The organism is Microbacterium sp. NPDC055988, assembly GCF_042269505.1.
Lineage (GTDB): Bacteria > Actinomycetota > Actinomycetes > Actinomycetales > Microbacteriaceae > Microbacterium.
In genome coordinates this window covers 509,718-528,853 of record NZ_JBHJXY010000001.1, presented here as the reverse complement: position 1 = coordinate 528,853, position 19,136 = coordinate 509,718, and the positions used below count along the sequence as shown (strand labels likewise).

The window sequence follows — 19,136 nt, the reverse complement described above, 5'->3', positions numbered from 1 at the left end:
TTCGCGACCGTGAGGCTCGTACTCGTGCGGAGGATGCTCTCGTTCAGTTCGCGCTGCTGGCCGGCGAGCACGCGCGAGACTACGTCGTGATCGGCGGGCTCAACCCCCATTTCCTGGCTACCCGCGCGCCGATCCCTCATCAGGGGACGACCGACATCGACCTGCTGTTCGCTCTCGGTTTCGACAACATCGCAGACTCCTCGGACTTCTCCTGGGTGGATACCGCGCTCGCCGCGGGAGGATTCACGTCGATCAACGGGTGGCGCTGGAACGCGTTGCGCGGGAATGCGCAGGTACGCCTGGAGTTCCTGTGTGACATCTGGGACCACATCGGGGATACGGTCCCCCTCCCGGGCTCACGTTCGGCGGTAGCGAGCAAGATCGCTGGGCCTGCCGCGGCGCTCCACGCCCCTGTGGAGCGCCAACTCGTCGTGTCTGCGCGCGTGCGCGCAGACACGCCCGAACCGCCCGAGACGGTGTCGCTACGCTTCGCGAGTCTCGGCGGCTATCTCCTCGCCAAGGCGGCAGCGGCGCAATCGAGGATGCTCGCGAAGGACAAGTACGACTTGATGTACGTGATCCTCTACAACGAGGGAGGCCCGCGCGAGGCCGCGCGGGCCGTTGCTCGCCAGCTTGTCGCCACTATGGATTCGTCGGATCCTGTCGAGATCCGGCGTGTGGTGAACCGCTACCTCGACCCAGAGGGATCGTGGTCAGGGGTCTTTGCCGAGACGATGATCGGAACGGGGGACTCTGCCACTGAAGATCAACTCCGTGTCGACGCCGCGGAAGGCGCCCGATCGTTCCTGGACGAGCTCGAGAGCGCGTGACAGTCCGCCGCGGCACGCCGCTCATCCCGACAAGCTCACCCGAGCAGCGTCACACCGAAGCTCGAGACGACGGTGCGCAGTTCGGCGAGGTAGCGCTGCGCCTGCTCGGTGAGCGGGATCGCGGAGTGGCCGATCCAGCCGATCTCGATGCGCTCGTCGACGTCGAGCGGGATGGCGACGATCTCGGGGTCGAGGTCGTCGCTGATGATTCCCGTCGAGATGGTGTACCCGTCGAGTCCGATCATGAGGTTGAAGATCGTCGCGCGGTCGGAGACGCGGATGTCCTGCGGGCTCGAGAGCGTCGAGAGGATCTCCTCGGCGAAGTAGAAGGAGTTGTTCGCGCCCTGATCGAAGGTCAGGCGCGGCACCTCGGCGAGGTCGTCGAGGGTCACGCGATCCCGCGAGGCGAGGGGATTCTTGCGGGAGATGAAGATGTGCGGTTCGGCGACGAACAGCGGGTGGAACGCGAGTCCGGAGTCGCGGAGCAGCTTGTCGATGACGTTGCGGTTGAAGTCGTTGCGGTAGAGAATCCCCAACTCGCTGCGGAGGGTGCGGACGTCTTCGATGATGTCCCACGTGCGCGTTTCCCTCAGCGAGAACTCGTACTCGGCCGCCGAGGTCGCCTTCACCATCCGCACCAGCGCGTCGACCGCGAAGGAGTAGTGCTGCGTCGAGACCCCGAGCAGGCGTCGTGACGGCGGCCGGTCGAGGTAGCGCTGTTCGAGGAGAGCGACCTGCTCGACGACCTGCCTGGCGTATCCGAGGAACTCCACGCCATCCGTGGTGAGGGTCACGCCGCGGGCGGAGCGGAGGAGGAGCATGCGGCCCACTCGGCTCTCGAGGTCTTTCATCGCCGCCGACATCGTGGGTTGCGAGACGTAGAGCAGGTCGGCGGCGGCACTGATCGATCCTTCCGCTGCGACCTCGATGTAGTAGGTGAGCTGCTGCAGTGTGATGCCGCTCGAACGTTTGACCATAGCCTCAGACTATGCCATGGCATAGCTGTCGAGTATTTCTCGATAGGGGTGCTCAGACCGCACCATGGAGGCATCCCCTTTCGCGAGGCCGAGCCCGGCCGATCAGCACATCGATTGGCACCTCATGGCCCACGACTTCACGTTCCGCATCACGACGACCCGCTTCGACGAGGACTATTCGCCGTCGGACAACTCCCGCATCACCACGAACTTCGCCAACCTGGCACGCGGCGAGCACCGTCAGCAGAACCTCCGCAACGCCCTGACGATGATCGACCGTCGGTTCAACGATCTCGCGGGCTGGGACAACCCGGATGGGGACCGCTACACCGTCGAACTCGAGATCGTCTCCGTCGCGGTCCAGTTCGCCGCAGCGGGTGAGGACCAGGAGTTCCCGCTGCTCGAGGTCCTGGACCTCCAGATCGTCGACCGGCTGACCGGAAAGCGCAGCCACGGGATCGTGGGGAACAACTTCTCGTCCTACGTGCGCGATTTCGACTTCAGCGTGCGGCTGCCGGCGGCGACCGCAGCAGCAGGAGGGTTCACCGTTCCCTCCGACTTCGGCGACCTGCACGGCAAGCTCTTCCAGCACTTCCTCGACTCGGAGGCCTATCGGGAGCGCTTCACGGTGTCGCCCGTGATCTGCATCAGCGTCTCGACGAGCAAGACGTACCGTCGCACTGAGAACCACCACCCGATCCTCGGTGTCGAGTACGAGCAGAAGGACCCTTCGCTGACCGACGAGTACTTCGGGAAGATGGGCCTCTCGGTCCGGTACTTCATGCCGCGCGGCAGCGTCGCGCCGCTGGCGTTCTACTTCCGCGGCGACCTGCTCGGCGACTACACGAACCTGCAGCTCATCGGCACGATCAGCACGATGGAGACGTTCCAGAAGATCTACCGACCGGAGATCTACAACGCCAACTCGGCCGCCGCGAAGATCTATCGGCCGACGCTCGAGCAGCAGGACTACTCGGTGACGAAGATCGCCTACGATCGCGACGAGCGCAGCCGGCTCGCGGCCGAGCAGGGGAAGTACGCCGAAGAGCACCTCGTGAAGCCGCACGGCGACCTCCTCGAGCAGTGGGCCGCCGGCTACTCGGCCGACTCTCTGGTCTCCGTCGCATGAGCAACGGAGAATCGTCGATCGTGAACACGCTCCTGCCCACCTCGATCGTCGGCAGCCTGCCCAAGCCCTCCTGGCTCGCGCAGCCGGAGACCCTCTGGTCGCCGTGGAAGCTGGAGGGCGAGGCACTGGCCGAGGGCAGGCAGGATGCGCTGCGCATCGCCGTCCAGGAGCAGCGCCTCGCGGGCCTCGACATCATCAGCGACGGGGAGCAGACCCGTCAGCACTTCGTCACGACCTTCATCGAGCATCTGTCCGGCGTCGACTTCGACCAGCGGGAGACCGTCCGGATCCGCGACCGCTACGACGCCAGCGTGCCGACGGTCGTCGGTGCCGTGGGCCGGGAGAAGCCCGTGTTCGTGGAGGACGCGAAGTTCCTCCGCCGGCAGACCGATCAGCCGATCAAGTGGGCACTGCCCGGTCCGATGACGATGATCGATACGCTCTACGACCGCCACTACAAGAGCCGCGAGAAGCTGGCCTGGGAGTTCGCGTCGATCCTCAACCAGGAGGCGAGGGAGCTCGAGGCGGCGGGCGTCGACATCATCCAGTTCGACGAGCCGGCGTTCAACGTGTTCTTCGACGACGTGCGGGACTGGGGAGTCGCGGCACTCGAGAGGGCCGCCGAGGGACTGCGCGCGGAAACCGTGGTGCACATCTGCTACGGCTACGGGATCAAGGCGAACACCGACTGGAAGGCGACGCTCGGGGCGGAGTGGCGGCAGTACGAGACGTCGTTCCCGCTGCTGCAGCGCTCGAGCATCGACACCATCTCGCTGGAGAGCCACCACTCCCACGTTCCCCTCGACCTCATCGAACTCATCCGGGGCAAGAAGGTCATGCTGGGAGCCATCGACGTCGCCAGCCAGACGATCGAGACCCCGGAAGAGGTCGCGGACACGCTCCGCGACGCGCTCCGTTTCGTGGATGCCGACAAGCTCGTGCCGAGCACGAACTGCGGTTTGGCGCCGTTGCCGCGTGACGTCGCCCGCGGCAAACTGCGTGCGCTCAGCGCGGGCGCCGCACTCCTTCGCGAAGAGCTCGGTGCCGTCGACAGCTGACTGCCGCTAGCACCCGTCGGATGAGCGGGCAAGGGGCGCGGGGATACGGCCCATGTGGCGTAGAACGGCAGTATGCGAGCGATCCTGTATGGCGGCGAGGAGTTCCTGACCGGTGACGACATCGCGGATGCCCTGCTGGCGTACGGACGTGCGCTGGGGGAGGACGAGCGCGCGGAGATCATCGAGATACCGGTGCGGGAGCAGGACGGCACCGTCGTGTCGGCGAAGTTCCTGATCGGTCCGGCCAGCCAGATCGTGGCAAAGGCGATCAGCAGCAGCGCACCGGAGTTGAAGGATCCCGAACTGGTCCGTCACCTGCAGGTGCTCACCCGCGGCGTCGAGTCTCCGTCGGGGCCGCCCCTGGACCCACCCGAAACCCCGGAGTACGAACTCGGCTAGGCCGCGCGTACAGTTCTCCACATGGGAACTCTGGAGTACAACAGTTCGCGCCCCGCGATCGACATCGAGGACACGACTCTGGCGCACCTCAAGATCGTGATCGGCACGAAGCTGCGGCGCAACGAGAGCTTCATGATGACCTGGCTGCCGAAGCCCGAGGTGCAGTCGGGGCGGTTGACCATCTGGGTGCACCCGAGCATCCCGTTGATCTTCGAGTTCGACCAGCCGACGATGCCGAAGATCGAAGCCGACCGGGTCGCCCACATGATGGCGCAGCTGAACACGCGCGGTGAGCTCGTGCTCGACCAACTCTGAGCGGTCGGACGACCCGTCGAAACGGCCGTCACCATCCGAGAAGGGCGAGTGCGCCCGTCGCCGCGACGGCGATCAGGCTCGTCCACAAGACGATCGCGACGACCTGCCACAGGATCACCCAGCGTCTGCTGACGCCGGATCCCACGAAGAACGCGGCCGTCAGCATCGTGGGAAGGGCAAGCGGAGCCAGGATGCTCGCGCCGGGAACGCCGAAGCGCACCAGCCAGCGTCGAAGCCTGGCCCGTCCCTTGGTCTTCCGTGAGGGCTTCTCCGGATCCCCGTCTCCCGGCGAAGTTCCGCCGGCATCCGTCCCCGAGCCTGCGCCGCCGACGAGCGAGGGCTCGAGACGATGCGCTTCGGTCCGAGCGGCTTTCCGCGCCACGACGCCCTCTCGTACGCGCGAGCCGAGGAAGACCACTCCGATCACGCACAGGATGTTCCCCGCCGCTCCCGCGACGGCGGCGACGATCGGGTCGATGCCCGCGAGGATGCCGAGGCCGGCGGCGCCCTCACCCTCGATGTAGGGGATCGCGCCCGCCAGCATGACGAGAAGCGGCTGCAGGAATTCCGGAAGCTGGTCGATGGCGTTCTGCAGCCATTCGTAGGGGTTGTCCACCATGGCGGTCTCTCTTTCTCTGTTCAGGCGCGGGCTCTTCAGCGCGGGCTCGCGGCCGCGGGGTGCGAGAAGCAGTACAGACCCTGTTCACAGCACAGGGTCAAGCGCCTCGGAAGACCGACTGCGGGGTATTGACCCTGTTGTGAGAACAGGGTCTTGAATGGGGTGGAGAGCCAGGCCGAGACCCGGCCATGAACCTCGACAGAAGGGATGGGCGATGCCCTGGAGCACGAGTGAACTCGCCGAGCTCGCGGGGACGACCGTGAACACCGTGCGTCACTACCACCGCTCCGGCCTGCTCGAGGAGCCGGAGCGGATGTCGAACGGCTACAAGCAGTACCGCGCCCGACACCTCGTCCGGCTGCTGCAGATCCGCCGGCTCCGCGATCTCGGCGTCCCGTTGGCCCAGATCGAGTCGGTCGGCACGGACGGAGACACCCCGAAAGCGGCGCTGCTGGCGATCGATGCCGATCTCGCCGCGAGCATCGAGCGGTTGCAGCGTGCACGGGCGGAGATCCGCGCCATCGTCGACGGAACGTCCACGACCGACCCGCCCGCGGGTTTCGAGGACGTCGCAGGAAGACTGTCGGCTCCCGAGCGGTCGCTCATGCTCGTGTACGAGCAGCTCTACGATCCGGCGGCGATGGCGGATCTGCGCACGATGGTCGAGACCGAATCCGACGACGGGAGCGCGGAGTTCGAAGCACTCCCCGTCGATGCGGACGAGGAGACCCGTCAACGCATCGCCGAGATGTTCGCGCCGGTGATCGCGCAGCACCTCACCGACTACCCGTGGCTCATCGAGCAGGGCGAGCACCTGTCGAAGGGGTCGCACGTCACGGCGCAGGCATTCTTCGAGACCTTCACCGAGCTGTACAACGAGGCGCAACTCGACGTGCTCGGCCGAGCGTCCGTGCTCGCCCGGGAGCAGGCGTCGGGCTCGAGTTCCTCACCGAGAGTCGACGCTGCACACGACGAAGGAGAATGACGATGACGGACCAGTACGATGCCCGCTCCACGAATGATGCCCTCAGCCCGCACCTCGGTGACCCCCTACTGGTCGAAGACGTGATGCTCCTGCTCTTCCAACCCGACTCGGGCTCGATCGCGGGGGAGAACATCCTCTTCTATGTGCTCGGCGGCGCCGCTCTGGGTGACCTGGCGCTGCAGGAGCGGATCGAGGTGCGCAAAGAGGGCGCGCTCACGAATCGCATCCACGCGCTCGACCCCCACGCTGTGCCCGACGAGCTGCTCGCGCCCGCGCTCGAGTACATCGAACGGAAGCCGCGGGATGTGCAGACGGTGCTCGCGGCGATCGGCCCGAACCTCCGGGCGCCTGTCCTCGATCGCCTCGTGGAGCGCGGCGACCTCACGAGAGAACAGGGCAGATCGCTCGGCATCTTTCCGACCACGAAGCTCGCCCTGGGAAGCGACCGACGCGCCGCGTTGATCGAGCGGGTGCGCTCCGTTCTGACCGACGGTGAGACACCGGACATCCGGACCGCCGCGAGCATCGCCCTCCTCTCCGCGAGCGGAACACTGCCGCAGTTCGACGGTGAGATCCCCTGGAGCGGAGACGTCTACACGCGCGCCAAGACGATCGAGCGTGGCGACTGGGGGGCGGCCGCAGCCGCGGAGGCCGTGACCCGCACGATGGGCGCCGTCCTCTCGAACGCCCTCATCGCCGCCTTCGCGCTCCCTAGGACGTGAGGCGTCGGCTCACGGCTCACGGCGCTCGGCTGAGCCGTAATGACCTCAGTCGAATTCGTGCAGGTCGGAGGTCATTTCGCCGCCGACGTCTCCGGTGTTCACTGTGCCTTTCGGCTCGAACAGGATCGCGTGCACCTCGTCGGTCGCCTTCGGGCAGTGCTCCACTCCGCGCGGCACGACGAACACGTCGTTCGGGTTCAGCACGACATCCCGATCACGCAGCTGGATCGTCAGCCGGCCGCTCACGACCATGAACAGCTCATCGGTGTCGGGGTGGGTGTGCCAGACGAACTCGCCCTGCAGCTTGACCACCTTGACGTCGTAGTCGTTGATGCTGGTGAGCCGATGCGGCTGCCAGTGCTCGTCGATGGTGGAGAGGGCTTCGAGCACGTTGCGAACATCGTCTGCCATACGTCTCAGCGTAGCCGCGGCACCATCGTCGACGGCGTACTCGAGCTACCTCACCGTGCCCACGATCGCCCGTGTGATCTCGTCGACCTCGTGCGCGATCGACGTCGGCCACGGGAGCGACGGCTTGTGGAGGCGCAGTGACGTGAGACCGTGCAGTGCCGCCCAGGCGCGGGTGGCGAGCTCCACGGCGGATTCGCGTCCTCCCTCGTGCAGCCACGTGGCTACGTCTTCGAGGATCGAGTAGCCCGGGCGTCTTCGCCGCGGTCATGCGCACGCAGGTGATCGGTCGTCCCCGCGTCATGACCCGGCTGCGACGGACGTTCGCGGGCACATACGTCGTGCTGGCTGGACGCCTCGCTTTCGAGCGTCAGTGAGCCGGAGCTCGGGCCTGGCGCTCGGGTCATCGCGGCTCAGCGCACCGTCCCCGACGCCGGCCGATACCGCGGCTTCGGGATGGTGCCGTTCGCCGCGGAGCCGACCCTGACGACCGGATAACCTCCCTCCCTGTTGACGTGATGACGCCTTTTCGTAATACTTAGGTGCATGCCTAAGTATTACGATCGGATCGATGCCGTGCTCCGCGCTCTCGCGGACCCCACGCGTCGCGCCATCGTGGAACGACTGGCAGAATCGCCCGCTGTCGTCTCCGATCTCGCGGCTCCGTTCGACATGGCATTGCCGTCGTTCATGCAGCACCTGAGCGTGCTCGAGGGTGCCGGGATCGTGACGTCGGAGAAGCTCGGGCGGGTGCGCACCGTGAGCCTGCGACCCGGTGCCCTGGACGTGCTGCACCTGTGGCTCGGCGAGCAGCGCACGCCCGCGGAGCACCGGGCCGACCGCCTCGGCATCCACCTCGCTCGCACGACCCCGAAGGAGAACTGACATGACCCGTGTCCGCATGGACCTGTTCACGTCGCTGGACGGCTACACGCCGTCGGATGCGACCCCCGAGAATCCGATGGGCGAGGACTGGGCGCGCCTCACCGCCGCGTACGCCGCCACCCGCACGTTCCGCCAGAACGTCTTCGGCGACACGAGCGGCGCAGGCACGACCGGCGTCGACGACCGTCACGCGGCCGCGTTCTTCGACGGCGTCGGCTCCGAGATCATGGGCGCCGGGATGTTCGGACTCCATTCCTTCCCCGATGATCCGGACTGGAAGGGCTGGTGGGGCGACACGCCCCCGTTCGGCACCGCGGTCTACGTGCTCACTCACAGTGCACCCCGCGCGCCGCTTCCGATGAACGGCGGAACCACCTTCCACTTCCGCGACGCCCCGATCGAAGAGGTTCTCGCCGAGGCGAAGGAGGCCGCCGGCGACCTCGACGTGCGTATCGGTGGAGGGTACCGAACGGCACGGGACTTCTTGCGCGCGGGCCTGGTCGACGACCTGCACCTCATGGTCACCCCGATCTTCCTCGGACGCGGCCATCGGCTGTGGGACGATCTGGTCGGCTTCGAGCACACCCACGAGGTGACGAGCGAGGTCGCCGAGAGCGGCGTGATCCATGTCTCCCTGGCCCGATAGGAGGTGGCGATGACGATCGAACGGCGACTCGCGCACTCCGGATTCACCCTGACCCGCGACTACCCCGCGCCCCTCGAGCACGTCTGGGCCGCGTTCGCCGACGAGGGCAGCAAGCGGAGTTGGTGGGGCGACGCTGACCGCATCCGCACTCGGGAGTGGGTGTTCGACTTCCGGGTCGGCGGACGCGACATCGACGAGGGCAAGTTCCACGGCGGTCCAGTCTCGCGGTACGAGGCGACGTACACCGACATCGTCGAACACATCCGCATCGTCACGACGTACGACATGTGGCTCGACGGGGTCCACATGTCGACGTCCGTGGCTTCCCTGGAGTTCGAGCCGATCGATGCCGGCACCCGCTTCACGCACACGGAGCACGGCGTCTTCTTCGACCAGTTCTGGGCCGACGGGCAGGGGCGTGAGGCCGGTACCCGCGGGCTCCTCGACGCGCTGGGCCGCCACCTCGCGTGATCGCGAGGGGGTCGATGTTCGCGGCTTCGTTAGACTTCCGAATACATTCCGAATATCATGGACGCATGACGCTCCTCAACGACCTCCGCACGACGACTCGGCGCTCGTCCGATCTCAGCAAGCACTCCGCTGATGTCTTCGCCGAGGCTGAGGACCACACAGTCCAGATCACGCGCCGAGACGGTGAGCCGCTCGTGCTGATGTCGCAGCGTGAGGCCGACGCCCGCGCGGCGCTGCTGCAGTTCGCCGCCGACCTGATCACGGTCACGCTCGACGAGGAGGGTACTCTCGCGTCGCGGATGGCTGACCGCTTCCCTTGGATGCTGGCGCTCTCCGATGCCGACCAGGCGACGTGCGCACGGGATCTTGTCGATGCCGCTCGCGCATCGTTCGCCACAGGGCAGCCCCATCTGGCGATCGCGGAGCTCACGTCCTGGCGGGAGACGGCGACCGCGATCGCCGCAGGCCTCTCCGCTCGAGCTGAGGAATGGCTGGATCACGACGAGCTGATCGAGCGTCCCTGAGCGTGGCCAAGGACGACCTGGTCGCCAGGCCCACGAAGAAGACCGAATACACGATCCGATACGCGACCGCCGGCGCCCGCAGGGGTTGGCGTGACCTCGTCGCGACCATTCGCAACCCCATGGCCGATACATGGGACTTCCTCACGGGAAGCCCTCTCGAGCGAACACCGACGAACTATCCCTTACGAGGCGAGCTGCAGTTCATCCAGCGCGGCAACGCTCGTTACGAGCGCTGGCAGCACAAGCCGACCGCGCAGGGCGACGCGCGAATCTGGTTCTACGTCGACGGCGGTGATGTGCTCGTCGAGCAGGTGCACACGCATCACCCGAACACGACGAAATAGCGAGCCGCTTCTGGTGCACTCGCCCACGGCCGGGGTGGGGCCGGTGACCGGCGGGTGGTTCGATCACTCAGCGCTCTTCGAGCAGTCGGTCGCGCACCTGACGACGCAGCACCTTCCCGATGAGCGACCGGGGCAAGTCGTCGACGGCGGTGATGCGGCGCGGCACCTTGTAGGGCGTGAGCCGGGTGCGGCAGAAGTCGCGCAGCGCATCCACATCGAGTGCGGCGCCCTCGCGGAGCACGACCGCGGCGGCGACATCCTCACCGCCGTGGGGTCTCGGAAGCCCGACGACGGCCGCGGCGGTGACATCCGGGTGCGCGACGAGAGCGTCCTCCACCTCGCTGGGCGACACGTTGAAGCCGCCCGTGATGATGAGCTCCTTGAGGCGGTCGACGATGCTCACGAACCCGTCGGCCGAGACCTCGGCGATGTCCCCGGTGCGGAGCCAGCCGTCGGCCAGCAGCGCATCCGCCGTCTCGCCCGGATGCCCCCAATAGCCCTGGAAGACCTGCGGGCCGCGGATGAGGAGTTCCCCGCGCTCGCCGGCCGGCTTGTCGACGTCCGTGTCCTCCGGGTCGACGACGCGGATCTCGGTGCTCGGGAAGGGCACCCCGACGGTGCCGGGACGACGGGTCGGCCCCATCGGATTGCCGAGTGCCACCGGCGAGCTCTCGGTCATGCCGTAGCCCTCGACGAGCAGGCCGCCGGTCGCCTCTTCCCACCGCTGCACCGTCGCGACCGGAAGGCTCATCGCGCCGGAGATCGCGAAGCGGACCGTCGAGAGGTCGATGGTGCCGCGCGCGGCCGCTCGTGCCAGCGCGTCGTAGATGGGCGGCACGGCAGGGAGGAAGGTGGGCGGGGTCGAGCGCGCCGCCGCCGTGACCAGCCCCAGATCGAACGCGGGGAACAGGACGAGCCGTGCGCCGATGCTCATCGCGAACGTGAGGCACAGGGTCATGCCGTAGGCGTGGAACAGCGGCAGCACTCCGTAGAACGTCTCCTGTCCGTCGACGAGTCCTGGCACCCATGCGCGTCCCTGCATCGCGTTGGCCCGGAGGTTCGAGTGGGTGAGGATCGCGCCCTTCGGGACGCCCGTCGTGCCGCTCGTGTACTGCAGCAGTGCGGTGTCGTCCAACGCGGGACCGGGCACGCGCCGGGAGAGATGCCGGTGATCGACCAGGCTCTTCCAGGAGACGAGGTGCCGTGCCTTCGGGGTGCCGGTCAGCTTCGCCCTCGCCTCACGCGCCTTGGGCAGCGGGAGGCGGAGCGCCACGCGCTTCGAGAGCGGCATCGCTGCCGTGATGTCGACGCTCACGATGTGCTCGACCCTGAGGTCGGCGGGAAAACCGGCGACCATGTCGGCCGCCTTGTCCCACACGATGGCGACCCGCGCACCGTGATCCTCGAACTGGTGACGCAACTCGCGGGGCGTATAGAGAGGGTTGTGCTCGACCACGATCGCACCGAGGCGGAGCGTTGCGTAGAAGGCCACGACGTGCTGCGGGCAGTTGGGCAGCACCAGCGCGACCCGGTCGCCCTTGCCGACCCCGAGCCGCCGCAGGCCCTCCGCTGCGCGCGCGACCTGATCTCCGAGCTCCCGGTATGTCGTGACCGCCCCGAAGAAATCGAGTGCCGGACGCCGGCCGAACGCCTTCACGCTCGCCGACAGCATCTCCGGCAGCGTCTGCGTCGGTTCGTCGATCTCTGCGGGGACGCCCGCCGCGTACGAGTCGAGCCAGGGTCGCGATTCCAGGGGATGGGCGCTCATGAGTCCATCCTGCCCGGGAACGACGTCGTCCGCGGTCCCACTTGCAGGACCGATTCACGGATGTCGGGAGAACCGACGGCGATTCGTCCTGCAACCGTGAAACCGTCCTGCATCTGTACCCGAAGGCGAAGAAGCGCGGGCATTTTCGCAGGCCGGTCGCCAGGTGTCCACCACTATCGGGCCTCCTCGTTCGTTGGAAGACTCGGCGCATGGTGTTCATCGGATTCCACGCCTCGCACGAGCAGATCGCACCGAGCGCGCTCCTCGACGCCGTGATCGGTGCCGAGGGCGCGGGGTTCGACGGGGCGATGTGCTCCGACCACCTCGCGCCGTGGACTCCGGGCCAGGGCGAGTCCGGGTTCGCGCTGAGCTGGATCGCGGCCGCGCTCGCGCGCACCCGCTTCTCGATCGGCATGGTCAACGCGCCGGGGCAGCGATACCACCCGGTGATGATCGCGCAGGCGTTCGCGACGCTGGAGGAGATGTTCCCCGGGCGATTCTGGGCGGCGATGGGAAGCGGCGAAGCCGTCAACGAGCACGTGACCGGAGAAGGATGGCCGCCCAAACCCGTCCGCAACGAGCGCCTGCGGGAGAGCGTCGACGTGATCCGGCGTCTGATGGACGGCGAAGAGGTCGACCACGACGGCCTCGTGCGCGTGCATCGAGCCAGGGTCTGGAGCCGGCCGGCAGAGCCCCCGCCGCTGTTCGCAACAGCGGTGAGCGCCGAGACCGCCGCCTGGGCGGCATCGTGGGCGGATGGCCTCGCGACGGTCATCCAGGACCCGGCGGCCCTGCACCGCGTCGTGCGGAGTTACCGCGACGCGGGCGGCACGGGCCCCTGCATCCTGCAGGTGCATCTCAGCCTGGCTCAGAGTGACGACGCCGCGTTCGCGATCGCCCGCGAGGAGTGGAAGAACGGCCTGCTCTCGCCCCCGGTCACCTGGGATCTCGAGCAGCCGGAGGACTTCGAGGCCGCCGTGGCGGGGCTCGACGAGCAGGGGCTGCGGAAGTCGGTCCTGAGCGACCACGACGCCTCGTCGCTGGCCGGCCGCATCGCCGACCTGGCGGGGATCGGCTTCGACCGCGTGTATCTGCACCACGTCGGCACCGACCAGTCGCGTTTCCTCGAGGTCGCGGCATCCGAACTGATCCCCGACCTGAAGGAGCGACTGTGAAGATCACCGACACCAGCGACCTGTGGTGGAAGACAGCCGTGGTCTACTGCCTCGATGTCGAGACCTTCCTCGACTCCGACGGCGACGGCGTCGGCGACCTGCAGGGGCTCGCGCGGCGGATCGACTACCTCTCACAACTGGGTGTGACCTGCCTCTGGCTGATGCCGTTCTACCCGACGCCGGATCGCGACGACGGCTACGACGTCAGCGACTTCTACGGAGTCGACCGCCGCCTCGGCACCCACGGCGACCTCGTCGAGGTGATCCGCACCGCACGCGACCGCGGGATGCGGGTGATCGTCGACCTGGTGATCAACCACACATCCGACCGGCATCCCTGGTTCCTCGCCGCCAAGCGCAGCGTCGAATCGCCGTACCGGGACTACTACGTGTGGCGCAGCGACCCGCCTCCGAAAGGGCAGAAGAACGCCGTGTTCCCCGGGCAGGCGAACGGCATCTGGGGCAAAGACGAGAAATCCGGCCAGTGGTATCAGCACAGCTTCTATGAACACCAGCCCGACCTCAACATCGCGAACCCGCGCGTGCGCGACGAGATCGCGAAGATCATCGGATTCTGGCTGCAGCTGGGCATCTCCGGTTTCCGGGTCGATGCGGTGCCGTTCCTGCTGGAGATCCCGAAGGGGGCCGATATCCCCGAGCCGCACGACCTGCTGCGCGACATCCGTCGCTTCCTGCAGCGTCGGTCGAGCGAGGCCATCCTGCTCGGAGAGGTGAACCTGCCGTACGAGGAGCAGCTGAAGTACTTCGGGGGCGATGAGGGCGACGAGCTCACCATGCAGTTCGACTTCGCGGGGATGCAGGCGCTGTACCTGTCGTTCGCCCGCAAGGATCCTGCCCCGCTGATCGCCGCGCTGCGTGCCCGCCCCGCACTCGGATCGGAGGTGCAGTGGGCGAACTTCCTGCGCAATCACGACGAGCTGACCCTCGACAAGCTCAGCGACGCCGAACGGCAGGAGGTCTTCGAGGCCTTCGCTCCCGACGAACGGCAGCGCGTGTTCGGGCGAGGGATCACACGCCGTCTCCCGCCCATGTTCGAGGGCGATCCGCGCCGGATCCGCATGGCGTACAGCCTGCTCTTCACGTTGCCCGGCACTCCCGTGCTGTTCTACGGCGAGGAGATCGGCATGGGCGAGAACATCGAGATCGCCGGCCGTGAATCCGTGCGCACCCCGATGCAGTGGTCCACCGACCGCAACGGAGGATTCTCGGATGCCGCACCGCGGAGGCTCGTCAGCCGGCCGCCCGCGGACGGCTACGCGCCGGAGCACGTCAACGTCGCCGACCAGCTCGAGGACAGCGGGTCGCTGCTGTCCTTCATCCGTGCCCTCACCTCGCGCTACCGCATCTCGCCGGAGCTGGGGTGGGGCACGCTCGAGGTGATCGATCAGCCCGCCGAGTCTCTTCTGGTCCACTCCCTCGCCGCTGACGTCGGTCGTGTCATCGCCGTGCACAACTTCGCCGAGGTGCCGGTGACGACGACCTTCTCGCTGACCGACGAACCCGACGGGGCGACCCTCCTCGACCTCCTCGAGCCGTCGCATCTGCCACTCGGCCCCGGCGGCACGGCCGAGCTCGAAGTACCTGCCTACGGGTATCGGTGGCTTCGGGTCTCACGGCCCGGCGACGGACGAGTGATCTGACGGACGAGACGGCGGGAGGGACACCATGTCGGATGATCGAGTGCGCGACCCCGCAGACGTCCCGGTCGACCGTCCCCTGGACTCATGGCTGGACGCTCTCGGCCGCCCCACCGGCTCCCCGGGCGGCGGCGCGGCATCCGGAGTGATGCTCGGTATCGCGGCGTCGCTGATGGGCATGGTGGCGGGCTACACCTCAGACAGCGCTGACGCCGAGGAATGCGCTGACAGGCTGGCCCGTCGGCGGAGCGAGGCGCTGCAGGCCGTCGAGGAGGACGGCATCGTGTCGGCGCGCTTCGGAGCCGCGTTGGCCCTGCCCGCAGACGACCCCGATCGCGATCACCGCGTCGGAGTGGCCGCGATCGAAGCTGCGGAATCGGTCGCGAAGCTCGGCACGATCGGGCTGACGCTTCTCACCGAGGCGCGGCTGCTCGCCGTGATCGGCAACCCATCTCTCGCCGTGGACCTCGCGGTCGCCGTCGAAGCGCTCCGAGCCGGACTGTCCGGCGCGTCTCTGAATCTTCGCTCGAACCTGAAGCTCGCTCGAGATCATCACGCTCCTGCATCGCGGCTGGCCGACCTCGGTCCGAACGTCGATCGTCTCTCCGCCGCCGGGCGGGGTGTCGCGCAGCTGGCCGATGAGCTCTCGTCGCGCCTGGATTGAGGCGGGCCCGGAGCCCGAGAGGACCGCTCCGGGCGGGTCACCGGTCGCTGACGAACGGCGCCTCTCGGGGGTAGTCGCCCTGGGCCACGGCATCGGCGATGAACCGGGCGAGGTTGCTGCGCCGAAGGGTGGTGCGGCGACCGGATACGTGAGCATCGTGATCGACCTCGGTCGGCGGGCCGTCGATCAGACGCGGTACCCGTACGAGCGTCCAGTCCAGTCGGCTCCTCTTCCAGGCGGAGTGCTCCGCGACCTTGTCCTTCGCGAGTTCGCCGCCGAGGGTGTTGAGCAGCCAGGAGATGATCTTGTCGCGGCCGCGCTTCCGGTGCGGCCGGTACCGCCGAGCACGGCGATCTTCATCGGTGCTGTCCTTCCGTCAGGTGGAGTGGTGTGGGCTGGGGCGGGTTCTCGACGACAGCGGCTGCGAATCGAGTCAGTAATCGTTCGAACGCCTCGATCTCGTCAGCTGTCCACCCGGCGAGCACACGGGCCAGGTAGGCCCGTCGGAACGCCGCGGATTCGTCGCGGAGCTCGAGGCCCGCATCGCTGAGCGTGAGGGTGCGTCGGCGAGCGTCACGCTCGGCTGACATCTTTCGGAGGTACCCGCCGGCGACCGCGCGGTCGCTGAGTCGGCTCGCCGTCGCTGCGGCGATTCCGAGCCGGTCGGCGACCTCCGCGATGGCGAGACCGTTTGCGGCTTCTCCGACCACATGGACGACGAGAACGGTGGACAGGTCGACGCCCGGTGCTGCTCCTTGGGCGGGACGCCCCGAGGTCGTCGGCGACCACAATCGCCGCATCTCCATCAGCGCTGCGTCCAGACTGGTCAGGACATCCTTCATGCATGTATCATACAGGTATGTCAGTGGATGACCGGCCCGCAGTGTTCGTCACCGGTGCAACAGGATCCGTCGGGTCCGCCGTCGTCGCTCGCTTGCTGGAGCGCGGCGAACGGGTGATCGCGGGCGTCCGCACCTCCGCCGATGTGGCGCGGTTACCGGCAGGCGCCGAAGCCCGCGTCTTCGAATTCAGCTCGGACACCGGGGCGATGAGCGCCGCACTCGACGGCTGCGACCGGCTCTTCCTCCTACGCCCGCCTCCCATCGACGATGTGGAGACATACCTCTTCCCCCTGATCGACGCGGCCATGCAGCGGAAGCTCCGCCAGATCGTCTTCCTTTCCCTTCAGGGTGTCGAGCACAACAAGGGGGTGCCGCACTACCGGGTCGAGAAGCGCCTGGAGGCGGTCGGTGCCCCGTTCACCTTCCTGCGGCCGAACTTCTTCATGCAGAACCTCTCCACGACCTACCGCGACGACATCCGCGATCGAGATGAGATCTATCTGCCGGCCGGCCGTGCGTTCACGGCGTTCATCGATGCGGACGACATCGGTGCCGTGGCCGCTGCCGTCCTCACTGCGCCGGGGCACCTCGGCAAGAAGTACACCCTGAACGGGGAGCAGGCTCTCACCTACCGCAACGTCGCGAGGATCCTCAGCGACGTGCTCGGGAGGACGATCCGCTATGCGCGGCCCAGTGAGGCGGAGTACCTCGCGCGTCTGACCGCGGAGGGTGCGCCGGCTGACTATGTGGCGGTGCAGCGCATGATCTACCGCGTGGTGCGATTCAACATCTCCGCGCTCCCGAACCGTGCCGTCCGCAGGCTCACCGGTCGACCGGCGACCCGGTTCCGCGAATTCGCCCAGCGGGAGCGCGCCGCCTGGGATCGCTGACGCGATGCACCGTCGGTCGGGAGCTCGGCCGTGGGAGCGCGAGCACGCGGCTACCCGACGAACAGCAGGATGATCGAGAGCACGACCGCCGCCGCACCCACACTGGCGAGGGTGATCCCGAGCACGTGAACGGCATGGAGAAGGGGGCGGCGGGGTTCGAAGCGCATCAGGTTCGGATGGTGCTCGCTGACGAACGCGTCGACCTCTTCCCGTCCCTGCCAGTGACCGGATTCGTCCGCCCGGAGCGGGCGCTCCCAGAAGTCCCCGGCGGTGAACCAGCGGGCCCGTGATCGACCGTCCTCCTCGAGGATGAACACCTCTTGTGGCACCCAGCGACCATCGTGCACTTTCACCAGCAGGACGATGAGCAGGAGGGGGAGACCGATCCCGAGGCCGATCCACGAGAGGATCTCGGCGATGGTTCCCACCGCATCGGCAGCGTTCATGGCCGGCTCCGTTCTCCTGAGAACGAGAGTACCGGGGGAGTGCGGCCTCCGATCTCTCCAGTACCCGTGCTGGAGAGATGCACTCTGCGCCGCTCGGCGATGACCCGCGAGTGTAATATGTCTCTAAAGACATTTTCTTGAAGGGTGGCAATATGACCAACGCATCAGTACTCGTGCGTGCCGCCAGAAAGAGTCGCGGCCTCACCCAGCGTGATCTTGCGCAACGAGCCAACGTCGACCAGGGCAGAGTCTCCCGGGTGGAAGGCGGTCGCGAGGCCGAGTTCAGCACCATCGAACGGTTTCTCGGTGGCGCCGGCCACCGGCTGTATTCCGCGCCCACACGGCGGGATGACGCGGCGACCATCGCCGCGACGATCCGCGGTTATCTTCGGGTCGGCGACAAGTACAGCGCTCTCCGTGAACTCATCCAACTGAACGACAACCTGGTCGCCGAGCATGGACTCGTTCGTGGCATTCTCGGCCTCGCTGAGCCGGAGCCGACCGGCGACCGTGCCTGGGATGCTGCCCTCGCAGCCCTCGTGGATCTCCGTCTCAGGGAAGAAGGGATTCCCGCGCCCGCATGGGTTGACGCCCCGAAACGACGCCTCGCGGTGCCGCGTACCCTCGATGTCGATCCTGCAGACCCGACCCCGGCACCCGTGGATGTACCAGTTGAGTTCTTCCAACGCGGCGTCCTCGTCTGGCGCGACACGCTCGCGAGCGTCTGATGGCCGACGCCCTGGGTCGCGACGACATCCTCTCCGGGCTTCGGGAGCTCGTCGGGGAGCTTCACGCAGCCGGTGAAACTGCCGGAATCCGTCTCGTCGGCGGTGCCGCGCTCGCCATCAGAAACTTTGACAGGCGCACCACCGGCGACCTCGACTCTCTTCACGTCCAGCCAGGAAGCGATGACGCCGTTCTCGCAGCGGCCTCACCAGTGGAATGGGAGACGATCTACGACCGAGCAGGTGTCGTCATCCAAGTCGCTTCGAAGGAGGCGCTCCTCGCGATGAAACTCCGGGCCAACCGGCCGGGACGCGATGTGGACGACATTCGTCAGCTTCTCGCCCTCTGCGGAATCGCGGAGGTGGAGGAGGCAGAGGAGCTCTACGGAGACTTCTACCCCGGTGACGGGCTCACCGATCGCGCGGTGGCCATGGTCCAGCGGATTCTTGACGGCGGACTGCCGATGCGAGTGCCGTCCCCCGGCGCGATCGTCATCTGACGTCAGGGTGCTGCCGCGTCGGCTCCTGATCGGGTCTCTTCCCGCGAGTTGCAGAGGCGGGGATGGTTCCGGCGCGTGTCAAGGCCCGGGCCTCGAGCGGGCCGAGACCGTATCGTGGGCGTTCGCCGCCCGATACCCGACGGGCGTCAGGAGGAT

Annotated in this window: 26 protein-coding genes; 18 read left to right on the top strand and 8 right to left on the bottom strand. The window is 67.4% G+C overall.

Going from position 1 to position 19,136, the window contains the following annotated elements:
- Nucleotides 1–86: 86 nt before the first annotated feature.
- Nucleotides 87–830, top strand: coding sequence for a hypothetical protein (locus ACFC14_RS02690; RefSeq protein ID WP_376101100.1), 744 nt, complete (start codon nt 87–89; stop codon nt 828–830).
- A gap of 35 nt (nt 831–865) precedes the next feature.
- Here the strand turns inward: ACFC14_RS02690 and ACFC14_RS02685 are convergent, their stop codons facing one another.
- Nucleotides 866–1,807, bottom strand: coding sequence for a LysR family transcriptional regulator (locus ACFC14_RS02685; protein ID WP_136041635.1), 942 nt, complete (start codon nt 1,805–1,807; stop codon nt 866–868).
- 124 nt (nt 1,808–1,931) lie between these two features.
- Between ACFC14_RS02685 and ACFC14_RS02680 the strand changes: the two genes are divergently transcribed.
- From ACFC14_RS02680 to ACFC14_RS02665, 4 genes are all read left to right on the top strand, one after another.
- Nucleotides 1,932–2,936 (top strand): DUF1852 domain-containing protein, encoded by a 1,005-nt coding sequence (locus ACFC14_RS02680; protein WP_376107074.1) that lies wholly within the window; start codon nt 1,932–1,934, stop codon nt 2,934–2,936.
- A 20-nt stretch (nt 2,937–2,956) separates the two neighbouring features.
- Nucleotides 2,957–3,994, top strand: a complete 1,038-nt coding sequence (locus ACFC14_RS02675; RefSeq protein ID WP_376107071.1) for a methionine synthase — start codon at nt 2,957–2,959, stop codon at nt 3,992–3,994.
- Nucleotides 3,995–4,066: 72 nt separating this feature from the next.
- Nucleotides 4,067–4,393: a hypothetical protein gene (locus tag ACFC14_RS02670; RefSeq protein ID WP_376101099.1), complete on the top strand. Its 327-nt coding sequence runs from the start codon at nt 4,067–4,069 to the stop codon at nt 4,391–4,393.
- A 21-nt stretch (nt 4,394–4,414) separates the two neighbouring features.
- Entirely contained in the window at nt 4,415–4,708 is a 294-nt protein-coding gene (locus tag ACFC14_RS02665) for a hypothetical protein (protein WP_376101098.1), read from the top strand.
- Between the two features lie 28 nt (nt 4,709–4,736).
- On the opposite strand, the gene ACFC14_RS02660 is transcribed toward ACFC14_RS02665, so the two are convergent.
- A complete protein-coding gene (locus ACFC14_RS02660) occupies nt 4,737–5,327 on the bottom strand; it encodes a small multidrug efflux protein (protein WP_376101097.1) in 591 nt (196 codons plus the stop codon).
- 214 nt (nt 5,328–5,541) lie between these two features.
- Here ACFC14_RS02660 and ACFC14_RS02655 point away from each other — a divergent pair, with 214 nt between their 5' ends.
- Together ACFC14_RS02655 and ACFC14_RS02650 are read left to right on the top strand one after the other, a co-directional pair.
- A complete protein-coding gene (locus tag ACFC14_RS02655; protein WP_376101096.1) occupies nt 5,542–6,312 on the top strand; it encodes a MerR family transcriptional regulator in 771 nt (256 codons plus the stop codon).
- Nucleotides 6,313–6,314: 2 nt separating this feature from the next.
- Nucleotides 6,315–7,034 carry a GPP34 family phosphoprotein gene (locus ACFC14_RS02650; RefSeq protein ID WP_376101095.1) on the top strand — a complete coding sequence of 240 codons (720 nt, stop codon included), beginning with the start codon at nt 6,315–6,317 and terminating at the stop codon, nt 7,032–7,034.
- Nucleotides 7,035–7,079: 45 nt separating this feature from the next.
- Here ACFC14_RS02650 and ACFC14_RS02645 read toward each other — a convergent pair whose 3' ends face one another.
- Together ACFC14_RS02645 and ACFC14_RS02640 are read right to left on the bottom strand one after the other, a co-directional pair.
- On the bottom strand, nt 7,080–7,445 hold the full coding sequence (locus tag ACFC14_RS02645) for a cupin domain-containing protein (protein ID WP_376101094.1): 366 nt from the start codon (nt 7,443–7,445) through the stop codon (nt 7,080–7,082).
- 45 nt (nt 7,446–7,490) lie between these two features.
- Nucleotides 7,491–7,631 (bottom strand): hypothetical protein, encoded by a 141-nt coding sequence (locus ACFC14_RS02640; protein WP_376101093.1) that lies wholly within the window; start codon nt 7,629–7,631, stop codon nt 7,491–7,493.
- A 357-nt stretch (nt 7,632–7,988) separates the two neighbouring features.
- Between ACFC14_RS02640 and ACFC14_RS02635 the strand changes: the two genes are divergently transcribed.
- The 5 genes from ACFC14_RS02635 to ACFC14_RS02615 all read left to right on the top strand — a co-directional run bounded on the left by ACFC14_RS02635 (nt 7,989) and on the right by ACFC14_RS02615 (nt 10,312).
- Nucleotides 7,989–8,327 (top strand): ArsR/SmtB family transcription factor, encoded by a 339-nt coding sequence (locus tag ACFC14_RS02635; RefSeq protein ID WP_376101092.1) that lies wholly within the window; start codon nt 7,989–7,991, stop codon nt 8,325–8,327.
- A 1-nt stretch (nt 8,328) separates the two neighbouring features.
- On the top strand, nt 8,329–8,973 hold the full coding sequence (locus ACFC14_RS02630) for a dihydrofolate reductase family protein (protein ID WP_376101091.1): 645 nt from the start codon (nt 8,329–8,331) through the stop codon (nt 8,971–8,973).
- Nucleotides 8,974–8,982: 9 nt separating this feature from the next.
- Complete coding sequence (locus ACFC14_RS02625; protein ID WP_376101090.1) at nt 8,983–9,444, top strand: SRPBCC domain-containing protein; 462 nt, start codon at nt 8,983–8,985, stop codon at nt 9,442–9,444.
- 65 nt (nt 9,445–9,509) lie between these two features.
- Complete coding sequence (locus ACFC14_RS02620) at nt 9,510–9,968, top strand: prevent-host-death protein (protein WP_376101089.1); 459 nt, start codon at nt 9,510–9,512, stop codon at nt 9,966–9,968.
- A gap of 2 nt (nt 9,969–9,970) precedes the next feature.
- Complete coding sequence (locus ACFC14_RS02615) at nt 9,971–10,312, top strand: hypothetical protein (protein ID WP_376101088.1); 342 nt, start codon at nt 9,971–9,973, stop codon at nt 10,310–10,312.
- A 67-nt stretch (nt 10,313–10,379) separates the two neighbouring features.
- Here ACFC14_RS02615 and ACFC14_RS02610 read toward each other — a convergent pair whose 3' ends face one another.
- Nucleotides 10,380–12,080 carry a long-chain-fatty-acid--CoA ligase gene (locus tag ACFC14_RS02610; RefSeq protein ID WP_376101087.1) on the bottom strand — a complete coding sequence of 567 codons (1,701 nt, stop codon included), beginning with the start codon at nt 12,078–12,080 and terminating at the stop codon, nt 10,380–10,382.
- Between the two features lie 209 nt (nt 12,081–12,289).
- Here ACFC14_RS02610 and ACFC14_RS02605 point away from each other — a divergent pair, with 209 nt between their 5' ends.
- From ACFC14_RS02605 to ACFC14_RS02595, 3 genes are read left to right on the top strand one after another with little or no spacing between them, the layout of a single operon-like run.
- Entirely contained in the window at nt 12,290–13,255 is a 966-nt protein-coding gene (locus ACFC14_RS02605) for a TIGR03885 family FMN-dependent LLM class oxidoreductase (RefSeq protein ID WP_376101086.1), read from the top strand.
- A complete protein-coding gene (locus ACFC14_RS02600; RefSeq protein ID WP_376101085.1) occupies nt 13,252–14,916 on the top strand; it encodes an alpha-amylase family protein in 1,665 nt (554 codons plus the stop codon). Before ACFC14_RS02605 ends, ACFC14_RS02600 begins: the two co-directional genes overlap by 4 nt.
- Nucleotides 14,917–14,941: 25 nt before the next feature.
- A complete protein-coding gene (locus ACFC14_RS02595; protein WP_376101084.1) occupies nt 14,942–15,577 on the top strand; it encodes a cyclodeaminase/cyclohydrolase family protein in 636 nt (211 codons plus the stop codon).
- Between the two features lie 37 nt (nt 15,578–15,614).
- Here ACFC14_RS02595 and ACFC14_RS02590 read toward each other — a convergent pair whose 3' ends face one another.
- Together ACFC14_RS02590 and ACFC14_RS02585 are read right to left on the bottom strand one after the other, a co-directional pair.
- Nucleotides 15,615–15,869 (bottom strand): NAD(P)H-binding protein, encoded by a 255-nt coding sequence (locus ACFC14_RS02590; protein WP_376107068.1) that lies wholly within the window; start codon nt 15,867–15,869, stop codon nt 15,615–15,617.
- A gap of 64 nt (nt 15,870–15,933) precedes the next feature.
- Nucleotides 15,934–16,419 (bottom strand): MarR family winged helix-turn-helix transcriptional regulator, encoded by a 486-nt coding sequence (locus ACFC14_RS02585; protein WP_376101083.1) that lies wholly within the window; start codon nt 16,417–16,419, stop codon nt 15,934–15,936.
- Nucleotides 16,420–16,436: 17 nt separating this feature from the next.
- Here ACFC14_RS02585 and ACFC14_RS02580 point away from each other — a divergent pair, with 17 nt between their 5' ends.
- Nucleotides 16,437–17,309 (top strand): SDR family oxidoreductase, encoded by an 873-nt coding sequence (locus tag ACFC14_RS02580; protein ID WP_376101082.1) that lies wholly within the window; start codon nt 16,437–16,439, stop codon nt 17,307–17,309.
- A 50-nt stretch (nt 17,310–17,359) separates the two neighbouring features.
- On the opposite strand, the gene ACFC14_RS02575 is transcribed toward ACFC14_RS02580, so the two are convergent.
- Complete coding sequence (locus ACFC14_RS02575; RefSeq protein ID WP_376101081.1) at nt 17,360–17,755, bottom strand: hypothetical protein; 396 nt, start codon at nt 17,753–17,755, stop codon at nt 17,360–17,362.
- 152 nt (nt 17,756–17,907) lie between these two features.
- Between ACFC14_RS02575 and ACFC14_RS02570 the strand changes: the two genes are divergently transcribed.
- Together ACFC14_RS02570 and ACFC14_RS02565 are read left to right on the top strand one after the other, a co-directional pair.
- Nucleotides 17,908–18,483, top strand: a complete 576-nt coding sequence (locus ACFC14_RS02570; protein WP_376101080.1) for a multiprotein-bridging factor 1 family protein — start codon at nt 17,908–17,910, stop codon at nt 18,481–18,483.
- A complete protein-coding gene (locus tag ACFC14_RS02565; RefSeq protein WP_376101079.1) occupies nt 18,483–18,980 on the top strand; it encodes a hypothetical protein in 498 nt (165 codons plus the stop codon). Before ACFC14_RS02570 ends, ACFC14_RS02565 begins: the two co-directional genes overlap by 1 nt.
- Nucleotides 18,981–19,136: the final 156 nt, after the last annotated feature.

Bases quoted from the DNA above. Each gene is read 5' to 3' on its own strand.
- ACFC14_RS02685 (WP_136041635.1), bottom strand. From the start codon at position 1,807: ATGGTCAAACGTTCGAGCGGCATCACACTGCAGCAGCTCACCTACTAC.
- ACFC14_RS02680 (WP_376107074.1), top strand. From the start codon at position 1,932: ATGGCCCACGACTTCACGTTCCGCATCACGACGACCCGCTTCGACGAG.
- ACFC14_RS02670 (WP_376101099.1), top strand. From the start codon at position 4,067: ATGCGAGCGATCCTGTATGGCGGCGAGGAGTTCCTGACCGGTGACGAC.
- ACFC14_RS02665 (WP_376101098.1), top strand. From the start codon at position 4,415: ATGGGAACTCTGGAGTACAACAGTTCGCGCCCCGCGATCGACATCGAG.
- ACFC14_RS02660 (WP_376101097.1), bottom strand. From the start codon at position 5,327: ATGGTGGACAACCCCTACGAATGGCTGCAGAACGCCATCGACCAGCTT.
- ACFC14_RS02655 (WP_376101096.1), top strand. From the start codon at position 5,542: ATGCCCTGGAGCACGAGTGAACTCGCCGAGCTCGCGGGGACGACCGTG.
- ACFC14_RS02650 (WP_376101095.1), top strand. From the start codon at position 6,315: ATGACGGACCAGTACGATGCCCGCTCCACGAATGATGCCCTCAGCCCG.
- ACFC14_RS02645 (WP_376101094.1), bottom strand. From the start codon at position 7,445: ATGGCAGACGATGTTCGCAACGTGCTCGAAGCCCTCTCCACCATCGAC.
- ACFC14_RS02635 (WP_376101092.1), top strand. From the start codon at position 7,989: ATGCCTAAGTATTACGATCGGATCGATGCCGTGCTCCGCGCTCTCGCG.
- ACFC14_RS02630 (WP_376101091.1), top strand. From the start codon at position 8,329: ATGACCCGTGTCCGCATGGACCTGTTCACGTCGCTGGACGGCTACACG.
- ACFC14_RS02625 (WP_376101090.1), top strand. From the start codon at position 8,983: ATGACGATCGAACGGCGACTCGCGCACTCCGGATTCACCCTGACCCGC.
- ACFC14_RS02620 (WP_376101089.1), top strand. From the start codon at position 9,510: ATGACGCTCCTCAACGACCTCCGCACGACGACTCGGCGCTCGTCCGAT.
- ACFC14_RS02610 (WP_376101087.1), bottom strand. From the start codon at position 12,080: ATGAGCGCCCATCCCCTGGAATCGCGACCCTGGCTCGACTCGTACGCG.
- ACFC14_RS02605 (WP_376101086.1), top strand. From the start codon at position 12,290: ATGGTGTTCATCGGATTCCACGCCTCGCACGAGCAGATCGCACCGAGC.
- ACFC14_RS02595 (WP_376101084.1), top strand. From the start codon at position 14,942: ATGTCGGATGATCGAGTGCGCGACCCCGCAGACGTCCCGGTCGACCGT.
- ACFC14_RS02585 (WP_376101083.1), bottom strand. From the start codon at position 16,419: ATGAAGGATGTCCTGACCAGTCTGGACGCAGCGCTGATGGAGATGCGG.
- ACFC14_RS02580 (WP_376101082.1), top strand. From the start codon at position 16,437: ATGTCAGTGGATGACCGGCCCGCAGTGTTCGTCACCGGTGCAACAGGA.
- ACFC14_RS02575 (WP_376101081.1), bottom strand. From the start codon at position 17,755: ATGAACGCTGCCGATGCGGTGGGAACCATCGCCGAGATCCTCTCGTGG.
- ACFC14_RS02570 (WP_376101080.1), top strand. From the start codon at position 17,908: ATGACCAACGCATCAGTACTCGTGCGTGCCGCCAGAAAGAGTCGCGGC.
- ACFC14_RS02565 (WP_376101079.1), top strand. From the start codon at position 18,483: ATGGCCGACGCCCTGGGTCGCGACGACATCCTCTCCGGGCTTCGGGAG.